15 protein-coding genes and 1 other annotated feature are annotated in these 18,544 nt (G+C 35.3%); of the genes, 9 read left to right on the forward strand and 6 right to left on the reverse strand.

Annotated elements, in window-relative coordinates; genetic code table 11:
- Positions 1–98: 98 nt before the first annotated feature.
- The 3 genes from AC1RNS_RS17390 to AC1RNS_RS17400 all read right to left on the reverse strand — a co-directional run bounded on the left by AC1RNS_RS17390 (position 99) and on the right by AC1RNS_RS17400 (position 2,168).
- On the reverse strand, positions 99–440 hold the full coding sequence (locus AC1RNS_RS17390; RefSeq protein ID WP_492994453.1) for an ATPase: 342 nt from the start codon (positions 438–440) through the stop codon (positions 99–101).
- Between the two features lie 663 nt (positions 441–1,103).
- Positions 1,104–1,301 carry a hypothetical protein gene (locus tag AC1RNS_RS17395; RefSeq protein WP_492994454.1) on the reverse strand — a complete coding sequence of 66 codons (198 nt, stop codon included), beginning with the start codon at positions 1,299–1,301 and terminating at the stop codon, positions 1,104–1,106.
- Positions 1,302–2,012: 711 nt separating this feature from the next.
- Positions 2,013–2,168, reverse strand: a complete 156-nt coding sequence (locus tag AC1RNS_RS17400; protein ID WP_492994456.1) for a hypothetical protein — start codon at positions 2,166–2,168, stop codon at positions 2,013–2,015.
- Between the two features lie 1,091 nt (positions 2,169–3,259).
- Here AC1RNS_RS17400 and acnA point away from each other — a divergent pair.
- Both acnA and AC1RNS_RS17410 read left to right on the forward strand, forming a co-directional pair.
- Positions 3,260–5,965, forward strand: a complete 2,706-nt coding sequence (gene acnA, locus AC1RNS_RS17405; RefSeq protein ID WP_492994458.1) for an aconitate hydratase AcnA — start codon at positions 3,260–3,262, stop codon at positions 5,963–5,965.
- A 193-nt stretch (positions 5,966–6,158) separates the two neighbouring features.
- On the forward strand, positions 6,159–7,694 hold the full coding sequence (locus tag AC1RNS_RS17410) for a DUF6612 family protein (RefSeq protein WP_492994460.1): 1,536 nt from the start codon (positions 6,159–6,161) through the stop codon (positions 7,692–7,694).
- A gap of 193 nt (positions 7,695–7,887) precedes the next feature.
- Here AC1RNS_RS17410 and AC1RNS_RS17415 read toward each other — a convergent pair whose 3' ends face one another.
- The 3 genes from AC1RNS_RS17415 to AC1RNS_RS17425 form a co-directional block, all read right to left on the reverse strand.
- Positions 7,888–8,796 carry a TIGR03943 family putative permease subunit gene (locus AC1RNS_RS17415; protein ID WP_492994462.1) on the reverse strand — a complete coding sequence of 303 codons (909 nt, stop codon included), beginning with the start codon at positions 8,794–8,796 and terminating at the stop codon, positions 7,888–7,890.
- 10 nt (positions 8,797–8,806) lie between these two features.
- The gene (locus AC1RNS_RS17420; protein ID WP_492994464.1) at positions 8,807–9,808 is read right to left on the reverse strand and encodes a permease; all 1,002 of its coding nucleotides are present in this window, start codon (positions 9,806–9,808) and stop codon (positions 8,807–8,809) included.
- 159 nt (positions 9,809–9,967) lie between these two features.
- The gene (locus AC1RNS_RS17425; protein WP_492994466.1) at positions 9,968–10,552 is read right to left on the reverse strand and encodes a DJ-1/PfpI family protein; all 585 of its coding nucleotides are present in this window, start codon (positions 10,550–10,552) and stop codon (positions 9,968–9,970) included.
- Positions 10,553–10,693: 141 nt separating this feature from the next.
- Between AC1RNS_RS17425 and AC1RNS_RS17430 the strand changes: the two genes are divergently transcribed.
- The 7 genes from AC1RNS_RS17430 (at position 10,694) to ileS (ending at position 18,442) form a co-directional block, all read left to right on the forward strand.
- Positions 10,694–11,140, forward strand: coding sequence for an Lrp/AsnC family transcriptional regulator (locus AC1RNS_RS17430; protein ID WP_492994468.1), 447 nt, complete (start codon positions 10,694–10,696; stop codon positions 11,138–11,140).
- A gap of 355 nt (positions 11,141–11,495) precedes the next feature.
- Positions 11,496–11,984 (forward strand): sigma-70 family RNA polymerase sigma factor, encoded by a 489-nt coding sequence (locus AC1RNS_RS17435; RefSeq protein WP_492994573.1) that lies wholly within the window; start codon positions 11,496–11,498, stop codon positions 11,982–11,984.
- Complete coding sequence (locus AC1RNS_RS17440) at positions 11,977–12,936, forward strand: DUF3221 domain-containing protein (protein WP_492994470.1); 960 nt, start codon at positions 11,977–11,979, stop codon at positions 12,934–12,936. Before AC1RNS_RS17435 ends, AC1RNS_RS17440 begins: the two co-directional genes overlap by 8 nt.
- Positions 12,937–13,167: 231 nt before the next feature.
- The gene (locus AC1RNS_RS17445; RefSeq protein WP_492994472.1) at positions 13,168–13,752 is read left to right on the forward strand and encodes a hypothetical protein; all 585 of its coding nucleotides are present in this window, start codon (positions 13,168–13,170) and stop codon (positions 13,750–13,752) included.
- Positions 13,745–14,146 (forward strand): hypothetical protein, encoded by a 402-nt coding sequence (locus AC1RNS_RS17450; RefSeq protein ID WP_492994474.1) that lies wholly within the window; start codon positions 13,745–13,747, stop codon positions 14,144–14,146. The genes AC1RNS_RS17445 and AC1RNS_RS17450 overlap by 8 nt, the downstream gene beginning before the upstream one ends.
- Positions 14,147–14,155: 9 nt before the next feature.
- Positions 14,156–14,989, forward strand: coding sequence for a DUF2785 domain-containing protein (locus tag AC1RNS_RS17455; protein WP_492994476.1), 834 nt, complete (start codon positions 14,156–14,158; stop codon positions 14,987–14,989).
- Positions 14,990–15,050: 61 nt separating this feature from the next.
- Positions 15,051–15,291 (forward strand) — a binding site (T-box leader).
- A 58-nt stretch (positions 15,292–15,349) separates the two neighbouring features.
- Positions 15,350–18,442, forward strand: coding sequence for an isoleucine--tRNA ligase (gene ileS / locus AC1RNS_RS17460; protein WP_492994478.1), 3,093 nt, complete (start codon positions 15,350–15,352; stop codon positions 18,440–18,442).
- The last annotated feature ends 102 nt before the right edge of the window (positions 18,443–18,544 follow it).

Consider the following 18,544-nt stretch of genomic DNA (forward strand, 5'->3'; position numbering starts at 1 on the left):
CGAGAAATCCGACTTTGAATGAATTCAAAGTCGGATTTCTCACGAATTGAAGCTAGTTATGTCCCAGCCTCTTTTCTGATTTAACAATCTGCTTAACATTAAAGAATAGGTGTTAACTCAGAGTTCACAAATCGTTGGGCATCGATAATAACACCTGAAGCTGTACGCCCGTAAACGCTGTATAATCCGCCCGTTTGATTTGGAGCTATTTCAACTTCATATTGGAACGATCCTGCTACACTTGGAGTTACAAAAGTAGAAGCATTAGCAGCAGCGGCAAAAGGAGTTGTTGATAGTAATTGTCTTGTACCGTTAAGTCTGAAAACTCGGACTACTCCTGTTAGTAAACCTCCAGTGAGATTAAGAACTTTGATACGAACGTTAGCAGCATTAGCTGGTAGATTACCTGAATTTTCAATTGGACCAGTAGTTAAAGGCATGTAATTTTCACCTCCTCAAGACTAAAGATTTATAATCTGCAGATTACATTTATATAGTATGTAGTACTCTGTTCCATTCTCTAGACTTATTAATCATATTTCTGAAAATAAAAGAAATATGAGATTTGATTAGTAGAAAATTATTTAAAAAAAATCTGTAAACAAAGGTAAGCTTATATACCAAGATGTATTACCGTAGTAGAAACACCTATATGGCAAGAAAGGTCTTCTATATGGATGGTATTTTTACAAAGTCTGAGAAAATCAAATGATTTGGATATATATAGTATTAGAATTATTTTAGAAAGATGAATGTGATGGACAGTGGATAATCTGAATGAGGCATCTATTTATAAATGAAAAGGGTGCGCAAAGCGAGGATTAGAAAGATAGTGGACAGCAGGGGATGACAAGACTGGACTACAAAGATAACCTAACACTTTAAGCTGATAGTACTCCTATTTGATCATCTGAAAAAAGTGAATGCAAACAATAATAATAGAAACGTAACTGATAGTGATACAAGAATTGAAATATATTTCTATTGATAGATAATTACAGCAAAAATATTTTCTATCACAGTGTCTATTATATGTCTTTTGTATAAAGAAACTATTAAAGGGTCACTCTGCTGAAAGTGGCCCTAATATAAACGTTATGGGACTATTTGAACTTGTGAAGTTTCTTAACTTTCATTGAAGCTACTTCTCCACAATTTGTACAAATAGACAATATAAGTGGGGAGCTCGAAAAAATTGAAATTGAGTCTAACGGTCTTACATTTGCATAAGCTCCACCTAATTCACCTTGTGTAAAGGTATCACTACCACATAATTTACAAACTAATTTATCATTTTCCATGAAATCACCTCGTTGTGTAATTATGTAAATTGTATCATAAAAAGGGCAGTAGAGTTGTCACGCGTTACAGCTCATCTAGTCAGCTAAGATACTCAAACACATAAGAGGGCAAAACTATGTGAAAATGGCAAACAGTAGTAGTGCTAGATTATATTTTTTATGATTGGAATGAAGAGAGTAGAAGTTCTGTGGAATATTTTTAAAATTAATTACAAGCAAATAAAGCTTGCCCTTTCTTAAACGCTCAGTTTGGGTACTTCAAATAAGTACATATCCAAGATGTTTATCCTCAAAAAGGTTGTATCCAAATGAATGAATAGAACCAATCTTTATCAAAAAAGGTACGACTTAACTCTATTCACAATTGCTCAGGAATACATTCTTTTTTCACTAAATAACTTTATCGTAAAGTATAGTTCTTTTTTGTTGGGTATTCTCCTACTTAAGAGTGGGACTTCATGATTATAAGACCGTCTAGAGCGTTCTTTGATGGTCGATTTAGTTATTGAACAATCTGAGAATAGGTACTATTAAAAGGGTCACTTTTAAGTGACCCTTTAAAGGAGTGGACCTTTATAATTTAGTCAGCTTCTATACGGATAGCTTGAATATCTTGACAGTCCACGATAATTGTTGAACCAGGTTCTGTTGTGGGATCATTAAAGAATGCACAACAATCTTTCGGGTCAAAGGTAATAAAAATAACATCTTCTATAATCTGACCTCCAAGTAAGAAGAGATCAACTTCAGTTTGAGTTTGTAAACGTCTTGATTGGTTACAAACACAACCTTTACAGCGATTGCTGGATTGTTTTCATGTTTACCACAGGAATCAGAACCAGTACTAATATTGATAATATCACCCATTATCAATACCTCCAATTCTATTTTATTAAGGTAACCATATCCTTACTTTATTAATTTATGATTAGACAAAGAAATTTGAATGGTAATTTGTCTATTAAGTAATGGATTTAGTTTGAAAAATAGAACATGGTTAATAGACCATTGAAAGATTTCATTAATGTGTACGTCAGAAAGGTAATGCGAAATAAGGGAGATATGCAATGGAGTTTTGGTGAAATAGTTGAAGCTAATAAAAATTTTTTCTTTATGGCAATTGTTTTTCTAAGGGTTTTAAATTCGTGAACCACAACATGTAGGACATTATTCTGAACAATGGGTAACTAAGGTTTAATGTGTGATTTGTAAACAATAATTGCACACTGAGGGATTTGAGTGAGGTTTCGATAATGAAGATTGGTGTAAAGGCTGTTTTGATCAGTAAAAAAAGATGGGATTTCCCATCTCTATGTATCCTATTTATCTAGCTTGTTGGAAATAAATCTTAGAATTTCGTTTTGTTCTTCCTGCAAGCTGTTTTGTTTCTCCTGTAAGTTAATGAATTTAATCAAAAACCAAATTATAAATATAAAAAATAATATTACAAGCATTATTCTAATAAAACCCCTTTTTGTGTGATTATACCATAAATATGGAATGATTAAGAAAGAAGGGGAATGACAATCTTGTCAGAAAAATATTGTGGGTACAGTAAGGGGACATGTAATATTTGAAAAAATTATAAAAATACTAGTTGATGTAAATAATTTTTGATAAGATTTTTAATATGATACGTACCTGTCCATAATAATGATAATTAAATACTTTTTACTGGGGCACTATTTCTGAAAAAAACTACAAGTGCCCCAGAAAGTACCTCAGTTAAATACATTTAGTTAGAAAGGTATAATAAATGTCCTTCCTGCAAATCCTTCATCTTATGCATATCTCTATAATTAGAAACATCAGGTTAGAAAGCAAGGTCATAAGGATTACTTATCAAAAAAGATAATATTAATGTAATTTACTTATGAATATAAATACGTTATCATGGGTATTGGAGAAAAGTTGCTTTACATAGGCCTTTTCAAAAAGATATTTAGGGGGATCCGCATATGGCACAAGGTAATTTACACAACAGCCGCGCATCATTCGAAGTAAATGGTAAAACTTACAATTACTATGACTTAGCTGCGATTGAAAAAGCTGGCGTTGCAAAAGTTTCAAACCTTCCTTACTCAATCAAAGTATTATTAGAATCTGTTTTACGTCAATATGATGCGTATGTAATCAAAGAAGAACACGTAAACGAATTAGCAAAATGGGGTAATGGTGCTGATCCAGAAGCTGAAGTACCATTCAAACCTTCTCGCGTTGTATTACAAGACTTTACTGGTGTACCAGTAGTAGTTGACCTTGCATCTCTTCGTTCTGCAATGAAAGAAATGGGCGGCGACCCAAGCAAAATCAACCCTGCTATTCCAGTTGACCTTGTAATTGACCACTCAGTACAAGTTGACAAATATGGTAATGCAAGTGCACTACAAGCAAACATGGACCTTGAATTTGAACGTAATGCTGAGCGTTATAACTTCTTAAAATGGGCTCAAACTGCTTACAATAACTTCCGTGCTGTACCACCAGCAACTGGTATCGTTCACCAAGTAAACTTAGAGTACTTAGCTCCAGTTGTACACGTAAACGAAAATGCTGACGGTACATTCGAAACATTCCCAGATTCAGTAGTTGGTACTGACTCACATACAACAATGATCAACGGTATCGGCGTTCTTGGATGGGGTGTTGGTGGTATTGAAGCTGAAGCAGGTATGCTTGGTCAACCTTCATACTTCCCAATCCCAGAAGTTATCGGTGTTAAATTAGTTGGCGATCTTCCAAACGGAACTACTGCTACTGACTTAGCATTAAAAGTAACGCAAGTATTACGTCAACGTGGCGTAGTTGGTAAATTCGTTGAGTTCTTCGGACCTGGCGTATCTAAATTACCACTAGCTGACCGTGCAACAATTTCTAACATGGCTCCTGAATATGGTGCTACATGTGGTTACTTCGCAATTGATGAAGAATCATTGAACTACATGCGTTTAACTGGTCGTGACGAAGAGCACATCGCGGTTGTAGAAGCTTACTTAAAAGCGAACCACATGTTCTTCGATCCAACATTAGAGCCAGTTTACACTGATGTATTAGAAGTAAACTTAGCTGAAATCGAACCAAACCTTTCTGGTCCAAAACGTCCACAAGACTTAATTCCACTATCTCAAATGCGTTCTCGTTACAAAGAAGCAGTAGTGGCACCTCAAGGTACACAAGGTTTCGGTTTAACTGAAGATGAATTCGCAAAAACTTCTGTAGCTAAATTCGCTGAAGGTGATGTAGAAATTCCAACAGGTGCTGTAGCAATCGCTGCAATCACTTCTTGTACAAATACATCTAACCCTTACGTATTAATTGCTGCGGGCTTAGTGGCGAAAAAAGCTGTAGAAAAAGGTCTAACAGTGCCTAAATGGGTAAAAACTTCTTTAGCACCAGGTTCTAAAGTAGTAACTGGTTACCTAGAAGATTCAGGTTTACAATCTTACCTTGACCAAATCGGGTTCAACACTGTAGGTTACGGTTGTACAACATGTATTGGTAACTCAGGTCCGTTACTTCCTGAAATCGAAGATGCAATCAAAGCTAATGACTTATTTGTAACATCTGTTCTTTCTGGTAACCGTAACTTCGAAGGCCGTGTACACCCACTTGTAAAAGCTAACTACTTAGCTTCACCACCACTTGTTGTTGCTTATGCACTTGCTGGTACTGTGGATGTCGACTTACAAAAAGATTCATTCGGTAAAGACAAAGATGGCAACGAAGTATTCTTCGCTGATATCTGGCCTACAACTGAAGAAGTTAACGCAGTATTAGGTACTGTAGTTAACCGTGAATTATTCCAAAAAGAATACGAAACTGTATTCACAGCAAACGAAGCTTGGAATGCAATTGAAACATCAACTGAGTCTCTTTACACATTTGATGAAAAATCAACTTATATCCAAAACCCACCATTCTTCCAAGGTCTTGCGAAAGAGCCAGAAGCTATTAAAGGCTTAGACGGCTTACGCATTATGGCGAAGTTCGGTGACTCAATTACAACTGACCATATTTCTCCAGCTGGTGCAATCGGTAAAGATACACCTGCAGGTAAATATTTAATCGAAAACGGTGTTGCAATCCGTGACTTCAACTCTTATGGTTCTCGTCGTGGTAACCACGAAGTAATGATGCGTGGTACATTTGCAAACATCCGTATCCGTAACCAAGTTGCTCCTGGTACAGAAGGTGGATTCACTACTTACTGGCCAACAGGCGAAGTAGAATACATCTATGACGCATGTATGAAATACCAAGAGCAAGGTACTGGCTTAGTAGTACTTGCTGGTAACGACTACGGTATGGGTTCTTCTCGTGACTGGGCGGCGAAAGGTACATTCCTACTTGGCGTGAAAACTGTTATCGCACAATCTTACGAGCGTATCCACCGTTCTAACTTAGTAATGATGGGTGTTCTTCCTTTACAATACTTAAATGGTGAATCTGCTGATTCTCTAGGTTTAACGGGTAAAGAAGAAATCTCTGTAAACATTACTGACGATGTGAAACCACGCGACATCTTAACAGTAACTGCGAAATCTGAAGACGGCACAGTTAAAACTTTCCAAGCTTTAGCTCGTTTTGACTCAGAGGTAGAAGTAGACTACTACCGTCACGGTGGTATCCTACAAATGGTTCTACGCGCAAAAGCTGCTGAGTAAACATTTTAAATAAACCGATCTCCCTTGGAGGTCGGTTTTTTTGTATTTCTAAAGGCTCAAAAGTTTACAAATTTTCTACAACTATATATTTATTTATTCAATTTGACCCAACATATAGCAATCTATCATAAATTTGTTTATAATTAATAATGTTATACATACCCTAATGGGATTAGTAGAGGAGAGCAAAATGATGAAAAATAAGAAAAGAAAACTTTATACAACAACTGCAGTTGCATTAGCAGTAACGGCGGTAGCAGCGGTACCAGCATCAGCGGCAAGTCCTTTTTCTGATGTAAGTGAAGACCACCCACATTTTGAAGGAATATCTTCACTTTATACGTCAGGTGTTTTACATGGTTATAGTGATGGCACATTTAAACCATCTCAAGCAGTAACACGTGGTCAAGTTGCGAAAATACTTGTCAATGCATTTGGACTTGCGACAGCGGATACAGCTTCTGTAGAAAAACAAAACTTTAAAGATCTTAACAAATCAAACGAATATTACGATGCTATTAAAAAATTAACAGCACTTGGTGTGGTGAAGGGCTATGATGATCATACATTCCGTTCGTCTGAAACTGTGACACGAGGACAAATAGCTGTGATGATTGCACGAGCATTAGACTTAGATGCAAAAGGTAAAAGCCCGTTTGTGGATGTTCCAGAGAATAGTTCCTATGCTAACGCTGTGACAGCACTATATGAGGCAGGAATTTCAACAGGAGTTTCTGCTACAGAATATGGTGTCAATGATAAAGTAACTCGCGGCCAATTAGCTACTTTAATTGTCAATACATTGACAGCAACATCAACACCATCAACACCAACACAGCCTAGCTCCTTAACATTAGAAGAAGTATTTAATAAATCTCTAGCTAAACAACAAGATGTGAAGAGCATGAAAGCTAGTTTGACGATGACACAGGCAATAGAAGTAAATGATGGAAAAGAAACATTCAAAACAAACACAAATAGCAAAATGTCAATGGATGTAGTGGTCGATCCAATGCAATTTTTCGTTGAGGGAACAATTGCTATGACAGAGCCTGAAAGTGGCGAAAAAATGGAGATGCCATTAAAAATGTACATGACAGCTAAAGATGGAATGTATATGTATGAGGCAACTCAAGGCGCTTGGCTTAAGTTCCCAACTGATATGTATGATGCTATGCTTGAACAAGCAGGCGTACAAGCAAGCGCAGCTGACCAGCTTGAAATGCTAAAAGAATTTGCAAAAGACTTTACATTAAAAGAAACAGATAATGCCTATGTTTTAACATTAAATGCAGATGGTGAGAAATTTACAAAACTGGTTAAAGACCAAATTTCAACTTTAATACCAATGTTGGAAACAGGAGCTGCAACAGCAACAAAAGATTCAGCAGAGGTACAAGTAGGTACAACAACAAAAGATTCAGCTGAAGTAGAGGTAGGAGCAGATGACATTTTAGCCTCATTGAATAATATGTCATTTGACAATATAAAATATCAATTAACGATTGATAAAAAGACATTCGATATAAAAAATATTGAAATTGATATGACTTTAGCAATGAATATGGCAGATGTAAAAATGAAAATTAACCAAAAATCAGCCATCACATACGATGCATTTAATACGCTTTCTACGATTACTATCCCACAAGACGTGTTAAAAAATGCAAAGGATTTATCAGAATTAACAGCGAAGGAAATGGAGTTAGTTTCTTCAATTAATAAATAAAACTGAATGCATTTATGCTGTTAATATAATGGTTGTGGATTATTCCTCGTAGCATAAAACAGTAAAAATAGACTAAGTAATAGCCATCTAGTATCGATACTTAATCGATGCTAGGTGGCTATGTTGTTTAGAAGGGTGATTTGCATTAGATGTGTAAAATGCATGAAAATAAAAGTGGTAGAAGACATTTGATTTACTTACTAATAAGAATATCTATAGGATATAAATAAGGTTCATCAGGTATTTCTATTTCTTTCCATTTATGAATTTTAAGCAATGGTAGTTCAACACCATTATAGTACCCAATATCAATAATTCCTTCTGCTTCAATCCATGTATCTTCTTCTAAATTGCTTGCTTCTAGTATCTCTGACAAAAAACCGATGATGCTTGCGTCAGCTACACAATGTGTAATTAAGAATCTAGAAATCACTAACTGATTTTGCTCAAAATCATCTTCTTTTAATACAAATCCATTTATATGAATGCTTTTACCTTGATAGTTTAATAGATTATTATTAATGTCCTCATAATAAACGGAATATACATAATCCGTCATTTCAATAATTGGATTGCTGGCGAGCTGTTGTTTCAACAAATCATATTCTTTTTTGGGCATCTCCTGTTTTTTTTCTAATAAGTTTGGATCAACAGGGTGTCCTTCAGTGGAATCATTCAGCATTGCTATGTCATCATCACCAGTAAGGGCTTGAGATTGATTAGTCATCATAATCGTGGCTCCTTTTTTTTCTGCAATCGAAGCATCTAAAACCTTGGTCGGTATGATTAATCCAGTGACTATGGGAACGATAAGGATAAAATAAGACAAACCCTTTTTTATAGAAAGTGATGTATTTTCCTGATGATGTGAACAACATCCACATGTAGCACGATAAGAATTACTTTGTTTTGAAAAAGTAAAACCTCTTTTTAGCTGTACAACGAATAAAAATAAAAAAATAATCGCTACTATTTTACTCAACATATCATATTTTGGGTTTATTAATTTTGTTATATTTCCCGTTATATGAAAACTGTAAATCATCGCAGAGAAAGCAAATAAAATGGCTGCTTTGACTGCTTGTTGGAAGTGAAATCGCATAAATTTCCCCCTAAATATATGGTGCTGCCAGCCATAACAGAATAAAAACAACAGCAAAGACTATGACTAATAACCATAATACAAATTTAATCCTAAATACGCCCAGCATCATAATGGTATTTTTAAAATCAATCATCGGTCCAAAAATTAAGAAGGCAAGAATAGCAGGTGAAGGGAAAATAGAACTAAATGAAGCTCCAATAAATGCATCAGCTTCAGAGCAAAGTGAGAGTATATAAGCTAGAGCCATCATAACAAATAGTGAAGATGATAGATCATTTCCAATGTTAACTAGTGTCTTAGTTGATAGAAATGTTTGAACAAACGCAGCTAGAAAGGCACCAATGATTAAATATTTTCCCATATCAAAGAATTCGTCGATGGAATGTGTTAACATAAGGGAGCATTTTTTATTAAACGGTAATTTTTCTGTATGGGCATATGATTTGTTAATGTGAATACCTTGTTTAAATTGTGTTCCTTTAAAGGTAAAACTTATTATAAGAGCTATTATAATGGCAAAAAGAAATCCTAAAATCATTCGTAAACCTGCTATTTTCGCATCATTCCCAAATGCCATATAGGTAGAGACGATGACAATAGGGTTAATAAGTGGTCCAGTTAGCATAAAGCCCATTGCTGCATGAATAGGTACTCCTTTTGAGATTAGCCTTCTTACAATGGGAACAATACCACATTCACATGCAGGAAATAATGCACCAACAATACAGCTCATAATAACAGCCATTAATTTATTTTTAGGAATCCATTTCTGTATATGATCCTCTGTGATAAATATTTGAATAAAGCCTGCGATAAGAACCCCAATTAACACAAAAGGTAGTGCTTCTATCAAAATACTTAAAAAGATTGTATTAAGATTTAAAAGGGAAGGACCGATAGCAAATATCAAAGGGATATTAGAATAGAAGGAAGGTGTTAGAAAAAGAGCTAAGATGAGCAAAAATAAAAACCAAAAATTCAAAAAGTATTTTATGACATAACGATTCACATGTACCTCCTAAGTATATGTCTTCTAAAGATTAACTACTTTTTGTGAACAGTAATGATTACGTTTTAAGGTATGTACTATTCTTTTATATTATTACTAAAGCTACAAAAAAGAGAATCACCGTAATTTTCCCAACGGTGATTCTTAGGGGTCTTACTATTATTTGAAGCCCATTAAATCCTGTACTTTTTTGGTATTATCAATTGATGTTAGCATTTCAAGTAAGGAAAAAGCCACGTCGAAGGCAGTACCTGGATTGGATGATGTAATGATATGTTCGTTTAGGACAATTCGCTCGTTGACAATGTCTGCACCGTAGGATTGGAGCTGTGCTAAACGTTTGCTTGTTGAATGATTATAGGTGGTAGCTTTTCGATTTTGTAGAATGCCACTATGACCTAAAATAAGAGAAGCTACACAAACCGTGGCAATTGGTTTTTTATGTTCATCAAAGTGACGGACAACTTCTTGGAATTCTTCACTGAAGGCATCAGTATAAAAGCCCGCTTCCTCAAATCCACCAGGGATAGCGAGAGCATCAAAATCCACTAATGAAACTTCATGAAGTAATTTTTCTGGGGCTACGTTAAAATTCCATGTACATTGCAGTTGTGGATGTAAACCGACAGTCACTACTTCTGTTGACCCATCACCCTCCCATTTATTCCAACCAAGTACATCTGTAAAGACACTCGCTTCAACAGCCTCAAACCCATTTGCTAATAATAATAAAATTTTTTTCATGCTGATATTGCCTCCTTTTATATGTTTATTGTAGAGGACAAGGTTTCACAATAACAGAAGTTGTATAATGTAATTATAAGAATAAAGTTAATAATATAAGGAATTTTTTAAAATCTAATTAATATAAAAAGGTGGAAAACGATGGATAAAATAGATACTGATATTTTATTGCAATTACAGCAAAATGCAAAAATTTCAATGAAGGAATTAGCGGCATCCGTTCATTTATCCTCGCCAGCTGTTATTGAGCGTGTTAAAAAGCTTGAAGAGCAAGGAATGATTGAAGGGTATAGTACAAAAGTAAATTTAAAAAAGTTGCAGCGTACGATTCAAGCTATTATTTTGTTTAAATCGATAGATTGTAAAAGTCTTTCAGATTTTTGCAATGCCCATCCAGATGTTTTGGAGTGTTATCGGGTAGCTGGGGAGATTAGTTATATTGTAAAGCTTGCTACATATTCAGTGGAAACATTGGAGAGGTTTATTGATGAGGCAATGCCCTATGGAACGCCTTCAACTAATATTGTGCTATCTTCAACGGAGAAGAAAGTCATAGCTCCATTTTTTAATGGAAATTTAGACAAATAAGAATATAATATGGTCGAAACTGCACAGGTGAAGAGAAAATCGCTCCAGTAGCCCAGGAAATTGCTCAGAAAAGAGAAAACTTGCTCGGGTAGCCCAAGAACCTGCTCAGGTAAGGGGAAAACCTGCTCGAGTAGCCAAGGAAATTGCTCAGGAAAAGGGAAACCTGCTCGGGTGACTAAGGAAATTGCTCAGGTAACCGAGAAGACTGCGTAGGAACCAGTTGAAGTTGTGAATCATTCTGCCAGCTTTGTAGAGAAAAAATTTCAAAAAATGCAAACCTCTAGCTTGTGAGCACCGTTTAAAAGGGCAGAGAGGGGGAGAGAAGTTGCTTGAGATTTATGAACTCGAAAAAATAATGGAAAAGCATACAGAAAGACTGATTCGACTGGCTTTTTATTATGTAAGAGATTTACAATGTGCAGAAGATATCGTTCAGGATGTATTTATTAAATTTTATGAACATCAAGAAAACTACGAAGAACGTGGAGAATTGCGGGCATATTTATCAAAACTTGTCACCAATAAAAGTAAAGATTATTTACGTAGCTGGACATACCGTAAAATTCAGGTTCAACAGAAAATTTTTGCGAAGCAATCTGTGATAAGGAGGGACATACTTGTTCAACAAGATGAACAAACGTTAATTGAAAATGCTATTTTAGCTCTACCATTAAAACAGCGTGAGGTTCTAATTTATTTTTATTTTGAAGAATTACCTGTTATGGAAATTGCCGAGCTATTAAGTATTCCGGAGAGCACAGTCAAAACAAGGCTTCGTCGTGGGAGAGAGCTATTAAAGCCAAAGCTACAGCATATTGAGTGGGAGGTGCTACTGCATGAGTAAATTGAATGTGACAGTAATAAGGGATTTATCGGAAAGTAAAAAGAGGGTTATGGCAAATGTTGTGCAGCATATAGAACAGCGTGACAATAAAAAAAGAGCTTGGCGATGGCAATATAGTTTAATAACCATTATTTTTACAGCATGTATAGGGTTGTTTTTCTATTCACAATTACAATTTGATAATAAGCTGCATTTATCTTCAAATGAGCTGCCAATTCTAGATGAAGAAGAAATATCCTTAAATTTGAATGTATATAATCCTCAAAGTGAACAATCTCGTAATGCTTTTTTTCAAACAACGATAGAAATGGATGCTTATCACGCATATGCTTTAAGCAAGGGAATTGAAATAAATGAAGAACTAATAGACAAGAATAGAAGAATAAGTAAAAGAGATTTCGAGAATCAATTAGAAGATGAACATTTTAATAATAGTCTTGCAAGTTTAGAGCTTACATTTGATGAGTATTTTGAAAAATATATCGAGCCTTTAAATATTAAGGGAATCGCGCAAAACGAATTACTCAAAGATTATCAAAAGAGATATGAAAATTCCTTTCCACTACATGCTTATCTTGGTGTTAAAAAAGAGGCAATGGATTATCTTACTGCAAAATATGTAGATAAAATTGACTATTTAAAGAAAAAATTTCAATTTTCAATGAATCCAAAAGATGCGTACGTATCTGACACAAAGTATAAAACAGGCTATGTTGTAGCAATTGAAGAAGATCGTTTCTTGGTTGTTTCTGGGGAAGTAAAAGATTTAATTGGACATTTAACAAATGAAGAAATGATTAATCAAAAAGAAAATGGCATTTGGTACCCTCTACATGAAGTAAAAGATAAACTTGCTGTAGGAAACATGGTAAGTGTTACCTATAGTATGCAAGAGCGTCTTGGCAAATATGGCTTTGTAGCTAATTTGGATGAAATTGAAATTGTGAAATAATAGAAAAGCAGCTTATCCTAAATGATATGCCCCAATTCACAATGAGGGTCATTTTCATTTAGGATAAGCTGTTTTTGGTTTTAAATTAAGATACAATTATTGCAAGTAATTACAGCATTATTACATAAAAAAAGAAAGAAGGGAGTGAAGGCTTTGTTTATGCTTATGGATTTTGCAACCGCGTTTCTGTTAACTATTCCTCTATTTTTTTTACATTTTAAGAGTAACTATATGAAGCATTGTAAATGGCAGTTTTTTTCTTCAATAGGGTTATTAAATTTTTTAACTATTTATTATGTGATATCCTTCGGTGACATCTTTTGGGTTGTGCTTATTTGGCAGTTGGTTTTTATTTGGTCAATCAGTATCGTTTATTATTGGTATTTGTCTAAACAGGATTATCACTCAGATTATTATTGGGGTTTAAGAAAAAAACATTTCCTTTGGATGGGAACACTCACAATCATTAGTATCTTTATGGTGTTTATAGGTATGTATGGAGCCAATACAAAAGTTATTGCCTTTCATCAGCAAGTAATGCAGGATTTTGAAAACAGCCCTAATCGCCAGCTGTATTTAATCGAACATACAATTAATCCAGCTACATTGCTAGATTTATCAGATCAAATAGAGAAGGTGAGAGGTGGACAAGTACGTGCATTAACCTTTCCTTGGCGAAGCAAGGTAATTGTGACGATAGGCAATAGGGAACAAAAGGAATTCACTTATGTAAGGTTATATGATGGATGGAAGCTAGACGGCATTTATCGAGAAAGTTATACTATGGATGTTGACAGGAGTACAAAGAATGATTGATTATTTTGAACGGATCGTGCGCTTGACTGATTTGGAAGTCTGGTCAATCCGTATCGAGCAAATACGTTACTGCTTAGTCATTGAGGATGAAAGAAGAAAGGCGTCAATTGAGGAATTGGATTTGCTAGATGCTATTGATGAAGATGCTCAAAGGACAAATTATATATCAGTTAGCATTTTTTCTGAAATCCATGTAAAAGAGGAACATATAGAAGTTTTAGATGATTATTCAAAGCGCTTCACAGATCATTTAGCACTTGCTCATTGTAATGTAGTTGTGAAATTTTATTTGGAGCGACCAGAAATTGCAATAGATCGATTGTTGTTTCAAAAATATGGTTATAAATTAGCAGATATACCATTAGAAAAATTATGGCATTTGAATCAAGAATAAGGAGAAAACATGATACTTTATGAAAATGAATTAAAAGGAATACTTAAGGACATAAAAAATGGCAGGAAAATAGAGCATCAAGAGGAGCAAGCCCAACTTATAAAATCCATGATAATACATATTGGCTCATTAGATAGTGAGCTGAGGGATGAATTAATTTATGGAACATTTTATGAATGGATACTCGAAAAAAATCTTATAAATCATACACTGTTAAAGGAGCTTTTGAATGAATGTATAAATCATTTATTATATAAGGGTATTGAAGAAAATGAATCAGATTTAGTGTTTACAAGATCATTTACATCTCTCTTAATTGCACTTATTTTGAATAGGGATAATCAAGATGATTTTTTATCTGCTGAAATAATAGCTGAAGTAAAAGAGAAATTAGTAGCCTATTTATCAGAGGAAAGAGATGTCAGAGGATATGTACCGGTCAAAGGGTGGGCCCACAGTGTGGCACATATGGCTGATACAATAGATGAATTGGTGAAAAATCCAAAATTAAATAGAATATTTTTTATCCAAATTGTCAATGCATTGTGGAGCACCATTATTTTTCAAGCAAACCATGCCTTTATTCACGATGAGGATGAAAGACTATTAGCTCCTATTTTTGCCATGCTTGAGTTGGGTTTACAAGAACGAGAAATTGTAAAATTATTACGACAATTACCAAATGATTTAACGGAAAGGCAGTCACAGCTTGATGAGCAGCATTACAGAATATTATTGTTTAATTGTAAAACATTTTTAAAAAGCTTTTATATCCAAACATGTAGTAAGCCTCAGCATACAGTACTTCATAAAAGCATTGAGGCACGTCTAGAAGTATTATAAGGATTTTGAAAATGTTGACAGACAAAAATTACTTTGTTAAGATGAATGACAATAAAAGCATACAAATTCGTTGATGAGAAAGAGTAGTGTTTCATTTTGTTCTACAGAGAGCCGACATTTGTGGTGAAAGTCGGTGTGCAAGTGTTACATGAAAATCCTCTCTGAGAAGATTAGCCGAATATAGTAGGTTAATCCGGGTGTCTACCGTTAAAAAGAACACGTATGATTGTACGTTGCTAAGTGCTATTGAACGATGTGTCAATAGAATTAGGGTGGTATTCGCGGTTAACCCCGTCCCTTACTTGGGACGGGGTTTTTTGTATGCCTTTTATACAAATGGATTGTATAGGAGGAAATCACATGCAAGTGAAAAAGAAAATAGAAACAACTGTAGAAAGAGAATTACGAATTCGCACATTATGGGAGCAAGAAGGATCGTTCCAGGCAACTGTTGCAAATCGTTCTGGCCATAAGCCTTTTGTATTTTACGAAGGACCACCAACAGCGAATGGATTACCCCATGTGGGTCACGCATTTGGTAGAACGATTAAAGATGTCGTTGCTCGCTATAAAACCATGCAAGGCTATTTCGTAGAACGTAAAGCGGGATGGGATACACATGGTTTACCTGTAGAATTAGGGGTAGAAAAAAAGCTAGGTATCTCTGGGAAACACGAAATCGAGAAATATGGTGTTGAACAATTTATCAAGGAATGTAAAGGAAGTGTCTTTACCTATGAAAAGAAATGGCGCTCCTTTACTGAACAACTAGGCTATTGGATTGATATGGATGATCCCTATTTAACACTTAGTAATGAGTATATCGAATCCGTATGGCATATTTTAAGCCATGTGCACAAGGAAAAGCTTTTATATAAAGGGCATCGTGTGTCACCATATTGCCCTAGCTGTCAAACATCATTAAGCTCTCATGAAGTGGCACAAGGCTATAAGGATGTTAAGGATTTATCTGTAACAGCGATGTTTAAGCTTAAGGAGAAGGACGAATATTTTCTTGGCTGGACAACAACGCCATGGACTTTGCCTGCTAATGTTGCGTTGGCAATGAACCCAGAGCTTACGTATGTGCGTGTGAAGCAAGGCGAAAAAGTGTATATTCTAGCAAAACCACTTATCAACAAAGTTTTTACTGAACCTGTGAAAGTGTTAAGTGAGCATTATGGTCGTGAATTTGAAGGCATATCCTACACTCCACCTTTTTCATACGTTACAGTTGAGAAAGGGCATATTGTTCTACTAGCAGATTATGTGACAGAGCATAGTGGAACGGGCATCGTGCATATTGCACCTGCCTATGGAGAGGACGACTATAAAGCAGTTCAGCAAAATGGTCTGTCATTTGTCAACGTTGTGGATGGAAAAGGTTGTTATACAGAAGAGGTGCCAGAGCTAGTCGGTCAATTTGTCAAAGAATGTGATGTCGACATTATTAAAATGCTTGCTAAAAAGGAGCTTTTATTTGATAAGGAAAAGTATGAGCATAGCTATCCTCATTGCTGGCGCTGTGATTCACCATTACTTTATTATGCAACAGATAGCTGGTTTATCAAAATGTCAGCATTAAAAGAAAAGCTTTTAGAAAATAATGAGCAGGTCACATGGTATCCAGAGCATATTAAACATGGCAGATTCGGAAATTTCTTAGAAAACTTAGTGGACTGGAATATTAGCCGTAATCGCTATTGGGGCACACCTCTTAATGTATGGATTTGTCAGGATTGTGGTCATGAAGAAGCACCAAATAGTATTCCTGCTTTAAAGAAATTAGCGAAGGGTGCTTTACAGGATGTCGAGCTTCATAAGCCATATATCGACGAGATTATTTGTAGTTGTCCAAAATGTAAAGGTGAGATGGAACGTACACCAGAAGTAATTGATGTATGGTTTGATAGTGGTTCCATGCCATTTGCGCAGCAACATTATCCTTTTGGAGACCTTGCTACTTTTAACAATCAATTTCCTGCTGATGTGGTCATCGAAGGCATTGACCAAACACGAGGCTTTTTCTATAGTTTATTAGCGGTTTCGACTTTATTTACAGGAAAGGCACCATATAAAAAAGTACTTTCCTTAGGGCATGTTCTAGATGAACACGGACAGAAAATGTCGAAAAGTAAAGGAAATGCATTAGAGCCAGTTGAATTAATTGAGCAATATGGAGCGGATGCTTTGCGATGGTCATTTTTAGTTGACAGTTCACCCTGGAATCCGAAACGTTTTTCAAAGAAAATTGTTATGGACGCGAAATCAAAGCTTGTCGATACATTGGATAATACATTTAAATTTTATCAGTTGTACGCAGAGATCGATGGCTTTGAGTACAATGCAAATAATACTGGCACACGTACAAATTTAGATCATTGGATATTGTCTCGTTTACATCATACAATTCAGCTTGTGACAAAATATATGGACGATTTTCAATTTACACAGGCAACACGAGAAATCGGAAGGCTTGTGGAAGAGCTAAGTAATTGGTATATCCGACGCTCACGTGCAAGATTTTGGGCCAATGGGCTGTCAGAGGACAAACGGGGAGCATTTAGTACACTATATGAGTTACTAACAACAATTTGTCAATTGTTAGCACCATTCACACCATTTATTGCGGAAGATTTGTATGGACAATTATATGGGGAAAGCGTGCATTTACAAGACTACCCAAAATATAATGAAGCACTTGTTAATGCGAGCCTCGAAAAAGAAATGCAATCTATTTTAACAATCGTAGAATTAGGGCGTAGCATTCGTAATAGTCAAGGGATCAAGGTCAAGCAACCATTAAGCGAAATCATTGTCTCTGTTGATGGAGTATTAACAGATTTTCAACCGTATAGTGAGCTTGTGAAAGACGAATTAAATATAAAAGAATGTTTATGGACAAATGATTTTTCAGCATACGAAACGGTTCATTATAAACTGAACTTTAAAATAGCAGGGGCCATATTTGGAGCAAAAGTGAATAAAGTAAAAAATTACGTTATGAATTTAAATGATCAAGAAAAACGTGAATTACAGCAAACAGATGAGGTAACATTTACGATTGAAGGGGAACAGCTAACCTTGTTAAAGGAACATGTTTTAATGGAATCGATGGTAAAGGATCAATATATTTTAGCCGAAGATGCCTCATGTCGAATCCTTATAAATGTTCACCTTACAGCAAGCTTACTAGAGGAAGGGCAAATAAGAGAATTAATTCGCACAATCCAAGATACACGTAAAAAATGGCAACTACCAGTAGAGCAGTATGTTTCAATTTCAATAGCTGGAAATACTAAAGCAATGTCTATTATCCAGCAGCACGAAGCGTTATTAAAAGCAAATGTGTTGTTACATGATATTGATTATGTGAGTGATGGTCATAGTGAACGCTATATTGAAACAGATATGTTTAATGAAAAGATCACCATTTATTTTAACAATCTTTAATTCACAAGAAATTTAGCAACCCCCAAGTCCGCTCAGGTTGCTAGGAAAAGTGCTCTGATAACTCCGAAATCTGCTCAGGTAGCTAGGAGAAATGCTCAGGTA

This window comes from Lysinibacillus sp. GW821-FHT14F06, assembly GCF_058803665.1.